Raw genomic sequence first — 13,104 nt, 5'->3', positions numbered from 1 at the left:
ACGAGCAGCACTAAAAAAAATAGCAGTATTTGAAACGCTGGGAAGATTAGGGCGTATAATACTTAGTAAGTGAAAAGAGTGATTATTCCAAAAGGTTGAGAGGTGGAGCAATGGCTTCTGCAAATGATCATTATGGACAAGGCCAAAAAGGGGAAGAATCCGCATTCTCTTCTTGGGCGGGTGAAATCCAGCCGGATCTCGGCCGCTTTGTCTACCAATTAGGTGTAACTATAGAAGAACTGCCGAATTTCCAACAGCTGGTCCTGCTCCAACTGTATGAACAATTCGAGCAGCTGACACCAGAGCAGGCAAAAATTCAGCTATACAAAATAACGGTTCAACAAGTACAGGAGCACCCTCTCCAACTTGAAAACAACAGTAAACCTCAAGTACTTGGGTTTCCGGAGGATCAGGAACTGCACACGCAGCTGCAAAAAATGGACTTGGTTAAGCGTGTCCCATTTGCTTTAGCTCGCTTTCACAGCTTGTCGCCAGCGGATATCTCTATCATTACAGAAATGCAGGACCATCAGATACGTCAGGTGTTGGAAGAAGGAACGCGGGAGTTGCAGCAGCATCTGCAAGTGGACGAACGACAGATGCAACAGCGGCTGGTTCTGCTTGAAAAATCCTATCGCCGCTTTCTGCCGCCTTTGCCAGCTGATCGTGAGCTTCAGCGTGTAGATAGAAACCTTTCTTCTCCAGAAGAATCCGCTAAAATCACAGAGCCTCCACCGCAGAACCGAAAAAAACCGTTCATTGTAATGGGAATGGCGGGCCTGTTTCTGTCAGCGGTCATCGGAGCCAGCTTTATGGTAAATGACCAGCAGTCCGAAACAGCAGGAACAACAGAATATCAAAAAGCTGAGAAAGTGACGGATGAAATGGTTGCCGATTGGCAAAGTCAATACGAAACCATCAAAGAAACCTCGCCAAAACGATTGGGAATGTCGGTTGAACAATATAGTCAGCTGAATTATGTCAAACAGGCAGATGCCGAAATGGCAAGGATGTTCAGTGATGAATCACTCCGTTCGCTGGAAGATGATCCCATTGAAATGCAGCTGGCCATGGATCACCTTTTCAGGCAAATTGAAACGCCGAGAGGCATGACCGAGTCCTTAACGGGTCCCAACACAATGCCGAGCAGCGAAATAAAAGACTTTCTCCGCAATTATGCAGCCAAAACAGGCGAGCTCCGTGTGTTTGCGGACAGCGTGCTGTTGAAGTATCAGGAGGAATTGGAATCGACGATCGTGATGGACCAGTTATCTCCCGAAAAACTGTTGGCGGAGTCAGAAAACTATCCTGAAGAATTGCGTTTGCTTGTGCAATCCCTTCCCGAATACAACTTGTTCGCAGTTGTACATCCAAACGGTGAAAAGTTCAGAACGGTCCGGGATGTCCATATCCTTAATCAGCAGCAGCCGATCGCAAGTGACCCTTATGCCTGGCAATATTTAAACCTCTTGAGCAATGAACCTTATTTTGATGACAGCGGATTTTTGATGCCTGTCGAAAGCGTACCTCAGCACTTGATCATCATGGAGCAGGCTTTATTGGAGGAAGGGGATGGGACTTCCTTATTTGGTGGAATCGAAGTGGCCTATCAGCAAGTCTTTTGGCAGTTGGTGAAGGGGAGCGAAAGCTCTTCGGTCTATAATGATGAAGGAAAAGTCAAAGACGATTACCGCAAAGCCTGGAATGGCTTGGCTACATCCAATCCGCTGGCCTTTTTGATGCTGCCGATCCTTGAGGAGATGGAAGCCAGTGATTGGACTGCCTCGGCTCATTACGATGAATTGGAATTCCAGGATCTCTCGGATGCTTTGGCGATGGAAAAGTCAGGTGACCTTGCCGAGAAGCTGCCCAATGGCAATTTGATGATTGAAGATGAATTTGTCGACATGCAGGATTTTGACTGGAGCCGCATACAGCCTTTATACGAATCATTCAAATCTACTCACGACCTAGAGCTTTTAGCGGACGTCCCGCCACTGGACGTTTTGTTCATGTACCACTATGCCAATAAACTCGGAGATACCGAAACGCTGTGGCATCTGTTGGCGGAAAGTCCGTTAAAGCCGCCGCTTACGGAATTCGAAAAAGAGTGGAAGCAAATTCCCGATATTGCAGAAACCGCACAATGGGTTGAACTTTCGGGGGGCTTCTTTAAACAGCGGGTAAAGGACAAGGTCTATATCTACCCTCAAGTTCAATTGGATGAACACGATCAACGATTGGATGTCCTGTTGGTGACTGAGAAAGACCGGATATGGCAAGTCGACTACCAGCAGTACGAAAGTTACGACCTGCTGGGTGAAGATCAGCAGTTTAAAGAAGTTGTCGACTCTTTGTATACGGCATTTACAGCAGATAAACAGGAACAGCTTCCTGCTGACACCAAACCTGGAGAAGTGGCAGGGGTGTTTTTCAAAGCCGTGGAAAACAAAGATATCCAAACGATGAGAAGGTTGAGTACAGAAACTGAATGGACAGATGAAGAATACGTGTATTTTTTGGAATTGCATAGTTTTCGCCCATTTTCCGAATTGGCACATTTGACGTTCGCGACCAATTTCAGTGCATGGAATTCAGGAGACTTTACTGGCAGAGCCGAAATAGAATACGCTTCCGGCCCTCAGGACAGTCTGTTTAAGGAAAGCTTTTTGATGAAAAAAACCGAGGACGGATGGCGTCTGGCTATCTTAAATAATTACTGATTTTACTCTAGGCATATACCTGTGCTATAATATACAGATGCCAATAGGTGTACAGGACAATTAGATATGACTAGGAGCGGGTAAACATGACAAAAACATACCAAACAGGCGATACGGTTTCAGGTAAAGTAACAGGAATCCAGCCATACGGTGCATTCGTAGCTTTAGACGACCAAACACAAGGCTTGGTCCACATTTCAGAAATCACTCACGGTTACGTGAAAGAAGTAAGTGAGTATTTGGCAGTAGGACAAGAAGTTGACGTGAAAGTATTGGAAGTTGATGAGAAATCTAAAAAAATCAGCCTTTCAATCCGCGCACTTCAAGAGCAGCCACCAGCAGCTCAAAGAACTGAAAAACCAAAACAATCTCTTCAGTCACACGTGAACGAAAGTGATTCTGAAGGATTCAACTCATTGAAAGACAAAATGCAAGAGTGGATCAAACGTTCTGGACAGTAAGAAAAACCAGTAACAAAACAAAAAACGAAGCGCAGACCTCATGTCTGCGCTTCGTTTTTTTTGATTTTCCGTAACCGGTATTGCAGGTTTTGCCGGCTCATCCCAAGGGCAGCAGCTGCTTTCGTGACGTTGCCGCCATGAAGATCCATCGCTTTTTGAAGATAATACATCTCGGCCTCGAACAAATATTCATCAAGCGGCAACAGGTCCGTATTGGATTGGACGATAAAATCCTCAGGTTGATGATCACTCTTCAGATCTGTCTTCAGCTTGAAGTGATGCGGCAGCATGTCGACCGTCACAATTTCCTGTGTCGTCAACATCGAAGCAGTTTCATCGAGCAGCAATTCGAGTTCTTTTAAATTGCCTGGCCAATCATATGTGTGAAGCAAATCCGTGACTTCCTGATCCAACCCTTGGACGATCGAACCGACCATCATCCGATGACGTGAAAAGTAATCGTTTACAAACGGCAGGATGTCTTCTTTTCTGGACCGCAGGGGTTCCACTTTGATGGTCATCGACGAAAAGAAATAATACAGATCCTTCAATAACTGATTTGAAGCGATCAATTCCACGGGGTCGTCACCGACACTTGCGATAAAATACGTATTTCCCTTCGAACGTTCTTCAGCCATCTCTAATAATTGCTTCTGCAGCGGCAGCGGCAACAAGTCGATTCGCTCACAGTATATGGTGCCATCGTCAATTTGCTTGATGTCTTCCCCTAATTGATCGATGATCATGCCATCCGTTCCATGGCAATAGAGTGTGTACATTTGCCTGTCAGAGGATTGGGCAGAGTGCATCGCTTCAGCAATCAATTCCTTGCCGGTCCCCGATTCCCCAACCAGCAGTACCGGCAATTTTGCTGTGGCCGCTTTTTCAGCAGTTGCAATGACTTTCTTCATACTTTTGGAAACTGCGGTAATCGTCGAAAAGGTGATGGGTTCTTCGTATTTTTTCAAGGGTTGATAAATCACTTTTTCGAGCGTCGTGACATCCCGTGATAACTCGATGGCCCCAATCAGTTTCTTTCCATTGAAGACCGGATACGTATCATTGATGGTGGTGATTTCCTGGCCTTTTCGGTTCCAATAAGTTTGTTTAACGTTGAAAACAGGCTTACCACTTTGCAGAACTTGCAGAAGGGTGCTCTCGGATTGGTCGAAACGGAACATTTCCAACAGGGAGCGGTCCGCCAGCTCATCAAAATCAAAGCCTTCAATTTCCCTCATCTTTTTATTGTAAAGAATGGTTTTCCCTTTAGTGTCAACTGCGTGAATCCCAATGGCCACGTGCTCTCCGGCAAATTTATAGAATGGGGATAAATCGATATCTTCCGGTTTCAAAACGCTCACTCCAAAATTATTTTGATTTTTTAAATAAAAACACTTGAATTATGCAACAATCTTTTGCATTATTATATATGGAAGCAGATATAAAGTGCAAATTTTTTTTGCGCTTACTTAAAACTCAAGGAGGATTTACATGATTCCCTACAAACACGAACCATTCACAGATTTCTCGATCGACAAAAATCGCACAGACTACCTGGAAGGCTTGAAAACAGTTGAAGCTTACCTGGGTCAGGACTATCCGTTGATTATTGGTGGAGAGCGTGTAACCACTGAAGATAAAATCGTTTCATTCAATCCTTCAAATAAAGAAGAACTAATTGGCCGCGTGTCAAAATCAAATAAAGAATTGGCTGAAAAAGCAATGCAGTCAGCTGACGAAGCTTTTAAAACGTGGAAGAAAGTAAAACCTGAAATTCGCGCTGATGTGTTGATGAGAGCAGCTGCGATTGTCCGCCGCCGCAAACACGAATTCTCGGCACTATTGACGAAAGAAGCAGGCAAGCCTTGGAATGAAGCAGATGCGGATACAGCAGAAGCCATCGATTTCATGGAATATTACGCTCGCCAAATGCTGCGCCTGAAAGATGGCATGCCAGTGGAAAGCCGTCCAGGCGAAGACAACCGCTACGATTATATCCCCTTGGGAGTAGGCGTCGTTATCTCGCCTTGGAACTTCGCTTTCGCGATCATGGCTGGAACAACTGTTGCAGCAATGGTTGCAGGAAACACGGTTCTATTGAAGCCAGCTTCAACAACCCCAATCGTTGCCTACAAATTCATTGAAGTCCTTGAAGAAGCGGGCATGCCACCAGGCGTTGTCAACTACATTCCAGGACCAGGCGCAGAAGTTGGGGATTACTTGGTCGATCATCCGAACACTCGCTTCATCTCATTTACAGGTTCAAAAGAAGTTGGCCTGCGCATTGCAGAGCGTTCTTCTAAAGTGAATAAAGGGCAGATTTGGATGAAACGTCTGATTGCTGAAATGGGCGGGAAAAATACAATGGTCGTGGACAAGGAAGCGGATCTTGAGCTTGCTGCACAATCGATCGTGAAATCTGCCTTCGGCTTCAGCGGACAGAAATGTTCAGCTGGATCACGTGCTGTCATCGTTGAAGATGTATACGACACTGTTCTTGAACGCGTCATCGAATTGACAAAAGAATTGACGATCGGCGATCCGACAGATCAATCCAATTACATGGGACCGGTCATTGACGGAAACTCATACAAAAAAATCATGGACTATATTGAAATCGGCAAAGAAGAAGGCCGACTGGTTGCAGGTGGAGACGGAGATGATTCTAAAGGCTTCTTCGTAAATCCGACTGTCTTTGCTGATCTAGATCCGCAGGCACGCATTATGCAGGAAGAAATCTTTGGTCCAGTCGTTGGTTTGATGAAAGCGAAAGATTTTGACCATGCAATCGAAATCGCCAACAACACGGAATATGGTTTGACTGGCGGAGTTATTACAAACAACCGCGCGAACCTTGAAAAAGCCCGTGAAGATTTCCATGTTGGGAACTTGTATTTCAACCGCGGCTGTACAGGCGCAATCGTTGGATACCAGTCATTCGGTGGATTCAACATGTCCGGAACCGACTCAAAAGCAGGCGGACCAGATTACCTTGTTCTTCACATGCAGGCACAAACCACTTCTGAAATGTATTAATTCAACATTCTAAATGTATTAACACAACAAGAAATGGTATAATAATTCATTAAAGGGGCAGACGAATGTCTGCCCTTTTTAAAAAAGGAGGAATTTAGATGACGCAGACACAGACTATTATTGAACAAACAGAGAAATTCGGTGCGAATAACTATCACCCGCTGCCGATCGTAATTACAGAAGCAGAAGGCGTATGGGTAAAAGATCCAGAGGGCAACAAATTCATGGATATGCTGTCAGCTTATTCAGCTGTCAACCAGGGACATCGCCATCCGAAAATCATTCAAGCACTGAAAGATCAAGCGGACCGCGTTACCTTGACTTCGCGTGCATTCCATAATGATAAATTGGCTCCATGGTATCAAATGATCTGCGACATCTCCGGTAAGGAAATGGCATTGCCGATGAATACGGGTGCTGAAGCTGTTGAGACGGCATTCAAAGCTGCACGCCGTTGGGCATATGATGTAAAAGGTGTCGCGGATAACCAGGCAGAAATCATCGCTTGCGACGGAAATTTCCATGGCCGTACGATGACGGCTGTTTCATTGTCATCAGATCCTGAATACCGCAAAGGGTTCGGACCGATGCTTCCTGGCATCAACTTGATTCCATTCGGTGATTTAGAAGCATTGAAAAATGCAATTACACCAAACACTGCTGCATTCCTGATCGAACCGATTCAGGGTGAAGCGGGAATCATCATGCCTCCAAAAGGTTTCCTTAAAGCAGCGAGAGAACTTTGCCGCGAAAACAACGTTCTTTTTATTGCGGATGAAATTCAATGCGGACTTGCGCGTACAGGCAAAATGTTTGCCTGCGAATGGGAAGATGTTAATCCGGATATGTATATCCTTGGCAAAGCGCTCGGCGGCGGGGTATTCCCGATTTCTTGTGTCGTAGCCGACAAATCCGTACTGGGTGTATTCAATCCGGGATCACACGGTTCCACTTTCGGCGGAAATCCGCTTGCATGTGCAGTTTCCGTTGCTTCTCTGGAAGTCTTGCTAGATGAGAAGCTTTCAGAACGCTCTCAGGAACTGGGCGAATACTTCATGGGGAAATTGCGTGAAATCGACCATCCGTCTGTTAAAGAAGTCAGAGGCCGTGGATTGTTCATCGGTATGGAATTGACTGAAGCTGCTAGACCGTATTGCGAACAATTAAAGGAACTGGGCCTTTTATGCAAGGAAACGCATGATACGGTTATCCGTTTTGCACCGCCCCTAATCATTTCAAAAGAAGAACTTGATTGGGCGATTGAACGCATTCAAAAAGTATTCTCTAAATAGCATTCACATGGCACATAAATATTGACATGTGTTACACTAGATGCTGAGTAATTACTAAAATATAAAGAGGCGAACTAATACAATGGCTGAAAACTTGAACTTGTTGACGTCAACGCAGAATGTTATTAAAACTGCATTGGATAAGCTTGGATACGAAGATGCGATGTACGAACTTCTTAAAGAACCGATGCGGATCTTGGAAGTGCGGATTCCGGTGCGAATGGATGATGGCAAAACAAAAGTCTTTACCGGTTACCGTGCTCAACACAGTGACGCGGTCGGACCAACAAAAGGTGGAGTCCGTTTTCATCCGGATGTAAATCGTGATGAAGTAATAGCTTTATCAATGTGGATGACATTAAAATGTGGGATTGTGGAATTGCCTTACGGTGGAGCAAAAGGCGGCATTATCTGCGACCCGCGCGAAATGTCCATGCACGAAATTGAGAAATTGAGTCGTGGATATGTCCGTGCGATCAGTCAGATTGTCGGACCGAACAAAGACATTCCAGCGCCGGATGTGTTTACTAACTCTCAGATCATGGCATGGATGTACGATGAATACAGCAAAATCGATGAATTCAACTCTCCGGGCTTTATCACAGGTAAACCAATTGTTCTTGGGGGATCTCAAGGCCGCGACAAAGCAACAGCTCAAGGTGTGACCATCTGTATTAATGAAGCTGCAAAAAAACGTGGGCTGGATATGCAGGGTGCACGCGTTGTCATTCAAGGTTTCGGCAATGCAGGGAGTTTCCTCGCGAAATTCCTTCATGACGCTGGAGCGAAAGTAGTCGGCATTTCGGATGCTTACGGCGCTCTTCACGATCCGGATGGCTTGGATATCGATTATTTATTGGACCGCCGTGATAGTTTCGGAACGGTTACTACTCTATTCGATAACACCATCACAAATAAGGAATTATTTGAATTGGATTGCGATATCCTGGTACCTGCAGCTATCGCAAATCAGATTACGGAAGAGAATGCCAATGATATCAAGGCTTCCATCGTCGTCGAGGCAGCAAACGGCCCGACTACCGCTGAAGCCACTAAGATGCTGACAGATCGCGGAATCCTTTTAGTTCCTGATGTTCTGGCAAGCTCTGGCGGAGTTACGGTTTCTTACTTTGAATGGGTACAAAATAACCAAGGTTATTATTGGACACAAGAAGAAGTGGACGAAAAACTCAACAAAAAATTGGTTGATGCATTTGAAAATGTCTACAACGTTGCCACTACACGCAATATCGACATGCGTTTGGCAGCTTATATGGTCGGCGCCCGCAGAACTGCTGAAGCTTCACGCTTCCGTGGCTGGGTTTAAGACAATAAGAAAACCGCCTGGATTCTGTTCCAGGCGGTTTTTCTGTCTCAATCTTTTGCATTTTGTTTTAAGAAACTACATAATATAACCTGAATAGAGGAGGATGATTGGATGAATGCATTTTCATTTTACAACCCGGTAAAACTAATTTTTGGTAAAGGCCAGCTTCAGGCGGCCAAGAAAGAGTTGCCGAAATTCGGTAAGAGGGTATTGCTGGTATACGGTGGCGGTAGTATTAAAAAGAATGGTCTTTATGATGAAGTCATTCAAATGTTGTCAGAAGCAGAGCTTGAAGTTTTCGAGCTTTCCGGAGTAGAACCGAACCCACGGATTTCGACTGCCAGAAAAGGCATTGAAATCTGCAAAAAAGAAGGCATTGAAATGATTTTGGCAGTAGGCGGCGGTTCCGTCATCGATTGCACCAAGCTCATCGCTTGTGGCGCCAAGTATGACGGGGACGCATGGGATTTCGTTTCCCGTAAAGCACAGCCGAAAGAAGCTTTGCCTTTCGGGACAGTTTTAACAATTGCGGCAACGGGTTCTGAAATGAATGCCGGTTCCGTTATCACAAATGAAGAAACGCAGGAGAAATATGGATGGGGTAGCCCGCTGTCATTCCCGCAATTCTCAATCCTTGACCCGACATATACATTGTCGGTCCCGGAAAACCATACGGTCTACGGAATTGTCGACATGATGTCCCATATTTTCGAACAATACTTCAACGATGCGAGCAACACACCTGTTCAAGACCGGATGTGTGAAGGTGTGTTGAAAGCAGTCATTGAAACTGCACCGAAATTGATGGACGACCTTCAAAGCTATGAAAACCGTGAAACGATCTTGTTTGCCGGAACAATGGCTTTAAACAAGTTCCTTGAAATGGGTTATAGAGGAGACTGGGGCTCACATAATATCGAACACGCCGTGTCGGCTGTTTATGATATTCCCCATGCCGGTGGATTGGCGATTCTCTTCCCGCAATGGATGCGCCACAATGTGAAAGTGAATCCTGCTCGTTTTGCTCAAATGGCAGTCCGTGTCTTTGATGTGGATCCAGAAGGCAAATCAGAAACGGATATCGCCAACGAAGGCATCGATCGCCTGGTAGCGTTCTGGACTTCTCTTGGTGCACCTACACGTTTGGACTATTACGACATCGATGATTCGAAAATTGATATGATGGTTGAAAAAGCCATGGTCTATGGTGAGTTCGGCAACTTTGCAAAATTAAAAGATGAAGACGTTAAAGAAATTCTTCAGGCGTCTCTATAAGAAAAAGGCTCAGCATAAAGCGCTGAGCCTTTTTTCTTTGGTCATTTTTTATCGAGAGATGCGGGGCGGCTGCTGAGATGCGTCCAATGAGGAAGGCCGTCATCGGCATCCAGGGAAACAATCACATCATCGACACTTGGTTGGCTGAGGATAAGTTCTGCCAAGCGTTCCTGCAAGGCGTCTGCTTGTGTAACATCCAACTTAGGGTCAACTTCGATTTTTGTTTCGACATGAAGGAATTCTCCTTCTTTAACAACTTCCAGTTCCTTGATATCCCGAACATCAGGATGGTCGCTCAATAGATGGGCAATATGGTTGACCATCTGTTCATCTGTTTCACCGATGGCACCACGTGCATTGTCCATGAAAACTTTCCCGACAACGTACAGCATCATAAAGCCGATAGCGATGGATGCCGCACCTTCGACTTGCAGGAAGCCTGTGTAATGTGCAATCAGTACCGCGATCAAGGCCAATACACCACCTGCAGTTGCTACCAGGTCTTCCAGGAATACTAATTTAGTTGCCGGCTTCGCCCGGTTCAAATGGGTAAAGCTTGTAGTGAGCGGAGCCATTGCTCCACCTTTAACACCGGCTTCATGTAAAATTTCTTTGCCGGCTTTATATAGAACAAAAAATTCAAGAATGATTGCAATGGACAGCACCACAACACTGATGATAAATCCTTCTGCTTCTACAGGATGAGTCAGCTGGTGCCAGCCTTCGATGATCGTTTCATAAGCCATGATTCCAACAATCAACACCGCCCCGAGAAGAACAATATTCAATAGACGGCCAAAACCATTTGGAAATCGCTTTGTCGGAGCTTTCTTAGAGAGTGCTGAACCGATGAAAACGAAATACTGGTTGGCTGCATCGCCAATAGAGTGCATCGTCTCAGCGAACATAGCGACGTTGCCGGTAAAAAAGAAAGCGACGCCTTTCATAATAGCGATAAATGTATTAATGACTGCTGCCGTCAATGACGGCTTATTGCCGTTTTTCAATAATCCGAAAAATTCTTTCATCAAAATTCCTCCTCGATCAAATCAGTTCAATTTCAACTTGCTTAACCTTTTCCATATCCGATATCTCTTGATACAGATCGATTGTGTCTTTCTCATGTGAAAATGACATGCGGATCGTCAGTTTCTGAAAAGAAGAAGGACCCTCCAAATCTGAATGGGTGATGGATATGCTTTCAATAAGCGAACCGCCTTTTTTTAATTCATTCAACACCTCTCGTATTGATGCTCGGTCAGCCACAATTACTTTTAAGTTCGCTTCGACCATCTTCAAACGCTTTGGCCCAAACTTAAAGAGAAGGAGAGGTAACACTTCAATTCCAATCAGTACGAGCAGCACAGCAGTCATGGCTTCAATATAAAAACCTGCTGCAACTGCAATTCCGATTCCTCCAGCACCCCAAATCATCGCTGCAGTAGTCAATCCTGATATGGAATCGTTGCCGCGTTTTAAAATCACTCCGGCTCCTAAAAAACCAATGCCGGAAACAATTTGGGCAGCTAGGCGCAGCGGATCCATTGTAATATTAACATTATCATACTCGCTGCCTTGCGCAATATAAGCAGATTCAATCGAGATGATAGTCAACAGACAACTGAAGGTGGAAATGACGACACTCGTTTTAAGTCCAACCGGCTTCCTTTTTAATTCCCTTTCTAGCCCAATGACTAAACTTAAAAGAGCAGCTATAAGAAGTTTAAAGAAAGTTTCCAATGAAGATATTTGTAAGGCACTGAAAAACTCCATATTGTTAACCCTCCTTATTTGAACTTATATTGATTCTTTTGGCTGGTAATGGCAAACTTATAACGTGCATTGTCGGTGTAAATGAAGTAAAGAAGAGGTGTTTGAATGGAGAAACCGGCTATTCATCCGTATATCCCTATTATAGTAGGAGTTTTCTCGGTAGCGTTGTCAGCGATTTTTGTTAAGATGACATCTGCCGATTCAGGAGTAACAGCTTTTTATCGTATGTTATTCTCGATTTTGATTATGAGTCCTGTCTTCTTCCTGAAATATACCCATGAAATCAAAGAGCTAAGCAGAAGAGATTGGCTCTTCACATCGATAGCTGGAGTATTTTTAGCGTTTCATTTTATTTTATGGTTTGAATCACTTAATTATACATCAGTGGCCAGTTCAACAGTACTTGTGACGCTGCAGCCATTATTCGCTTTTGCGGGTACATACTTCTTCTTTAAAGAGAAACTCTCTATTAAGACCCTTGTTGCGGGAGGGATTGCGATTTCGGGAAGTGTACTGATTGGTTACGGAGATTTTAAGGTAAGTGGAAGTGCGCTTTATGGAGACCTGTTGGCTTTGATTGCTTGTGCACTGATCACAGCTTACTTGTTATTTGGACAGGATGTTAGAAAGAGATTATCATTAGTGACTTATACGTTCGTTGTTTACGGAATCAGCACGATAACGTTATTCTTCTATATTGTATTCAAAGGAGAATCCTTTGGGCCTTATCCGGCTTCCGAATGGATGTGGTTTTTATTATTGGCACTCATACCAAATTTGCTTGGCCACACCTTATTCAACTGGGCGTTGAAGTGGGTTAGTACCAATGTCATTTCAATTGCGATTCTTTTTGAGCCAGTAGGAGCTGCTATTCTTGCTTACTTTATACTTGGTGAGTATTTGAGCGTATCTCAAATAGTGGGCGGAAGTGTAGTGTTGGCGGGGATTACGCTGTTTATTACAGACTATCAAAAAATTAAAATGTTCTTTTTAAAAAGAAAGGCTTGATTTTTCGCTCGTGGCGGTTTATATTTATATATGTCCTTAAGACAACCCAGAAAAAATATTTTGAAATAGTATTGACACTGAAGTTGAAGTAAGGTATATTAATAAAGTCGCCAATGAGCGCGGCAATCAAACTTGAACCTTGAAAACTGAACAGCAAAACGTCAACAAACAGCAACGGCCGCGCAAAACGGCCCGCGCAAAACTTACTG

The 13,104-nt window shown here is 44.4% G+C and carries 11 protein-coding genes; 7 read left to right on the top strand and 4 right to left on the bottom strand.

All coding sequences use genetic code 11. The features are described 5' to 3' along the window. Positions 1 to 110 precede the first annotated feature (110 nt). Both Q0785_RS15415 and yugI read left to right on the top strand, forming a co-directional pair. Positions 111 to 2,723, top strand: coding sequence for a hypothetical protein (locus Q0785_RS15415; protein ID WP_298831799.1), 2,613 nt, complete (start codon positions 111 to 113; stop codon positions 2,721 to 2,723). A gap of 86 nt (positions 2,724 to 2,809) precedes the next feature. Continuing rightward, on the top strand, positions 2,810 to 3,184 hold the full coding sequence (yugI, locus tag Q0785_RS15410) for a S1 domain-containing post-transcriptional regulator GSP13 (RefSeq protein WP_142828969.1): 375 nt from the start codon (positions 2,810 to 2,812) through the stop codon (positions 3,182 to 3,184). A 38-nt stretch (positions 3,185 to 3,222) separates the two neighbouring features. Here the strand turns inward: yugI and Q0785_RS15405 are convergent, their stop codons facing one another. Next, the gene (locus tag Q0785_RS15405; RefSeq protein ID WP_298831791.1) at positions 3,223 to 4,536 is read right to left on the bottom strand and encodes a sigma 54-interacting transcriptional regulator; all 1,314 of its coding nucleotides are present in this window, start codon (positions 4,534 to 4,536) and stop codon (positions 3,223 to 3,225) included. 139 nt (positions 4,537 to 4,675) lie between these two features. Between Q0785_RS15405 and pruA the strand changes: the two genes are divergently transcribed. The 4 genes from pruA to Q0785_RS15385 all read left to right on the top strand — a co-directional run bounded on the left by pruA (position 4,676) and on the right by Q0785_RS15385 (position 10,114). Next, complete coding sequence (gene pruA, locus Q0785_RS15400) at positions 4,676 to 6,220, top strand: L-glutamate gamma-semialdehyde dehydrogenase (RefSeq protein WP_298831788.1); 1,545 nt, start codon at positions 4,676 to 4,678, stop codon at positions 6,218 to 6,220. 98 nt (positions 6,221 to 6,318) lie between these two features. Beyond that, complete coding sequence (locus Q0785_RS15395; protein ID WP_298831786.1) at positions 6,319 to 7,512, top strand: ornithine--oxo-acid transaminase; 1,194 nt, start codon at positions 6,319 to 6,321, stop codon at positions 7,510 to 7,512. Positions 7,513 to 7,594: 82 nt separating this feature from the next. Continuing rightward, positions 7,595 to 8,839: a Glu/Leu/Phe/Val dehydrogenase gene (locus tag Q0785_RS15390; RefSeq protein WP_223641994.1), complete on the top strand. Its 1,245-nt coding sequence runs from the start codon at positions 7,595 to 7,597 to the stop codon at positions 8,837 to 8,839. 111 nt (positions 8,840 to 8,950) lie between these two features. After that, on the top strand, positions 8,951 to 10,114 hold the full coding sequence (locus Q0785_RS15385) for an iron-containing alcohol dehydrogenase (RefSeq protein WP_298831776.1): 1,164 nt from the start codon (positions 8,951 to 8,953) through the stop codon (positions 10,112 to 10,114). A gap of 41 nt (positions 10,115 to 10,155) precedes the next feature. Here the strand turns inward: Q0785_RS15385 and Q0785_RS15380 are convergent, their stop codons facing one another. Together Q0785_RS15380 and Q0785_RS15375 are read right to left on the bottom strand one after the other, a co-directional pair. After that, the gene (locus Q0785_RS15380) at positions 10,156 to 11,142 is read right to left on the bottom strand and encodes a cation diffusion facilitator family transporter (RefSeq protein WP_298831773.1); all 987 of its coding nucleotides are present in this window, start codon (positions 11,140 to 11,142) and stop codon (positions 10,156 to 10,158) included. A 16-nt stretch (positions 11,143 to 11,158) separates the two neighbouring features. Beyond that, positions 11,159 to 11,887, bottom strand: a complete 729-nt coding sequence (locus tag Q0785_RS15375) for an MgtC/SapB family protein (protein WP_298831770.1) — start codon at positions 11,885 to 11,887, stop codon at positions 11,159 to 11,161. A 105-nt stretch (positions 11,888 to 11,992) separates the two neighbouring features. Here Q0785_RS15375 and Q0785_RS15370 point away from each other — a divergent pair, with 105 nt between their 5' ends. After that, positions 11,993 to 12,895: a DMT family transporter gene (locus Q0785_RS15370; protein WP_298831769.1), complete on the top strand. Its 903-nt coding sequence runs from the start codon at positions 11,993 to 11,995 to the stop codon at positions 12,893 to 12,895. Here Q0785_RS15370 and Q0785_RS15365 read toward each other — a convergent pair. Continuing rightward, positions 12,864 to 13,104, bottom strand: a 241-nt coding sequence (locus Q0785_RS15365; protein ID WP_298831766.1) for a hypothetical protein, incomplete at its 5' end; no start/stop codon positions are given. The genes Q0785_RS15370 and Q0785_RS15365 overlap by 32 nt on opposite strands.

The sequence above is a fragment of the uncultured Planococcus sp. genome (genome assembly GCF_947501725.1).
Classification (GTDB): domain Bacteria; phylum Bacillota; class Bacilli; order Bacillales_A; family Planococcaceae; genus Planococcus; species Planococcus donghaensis_C.
This window is presented reverse-complemented; position numbering and strand designations above follow the sequence as displayed.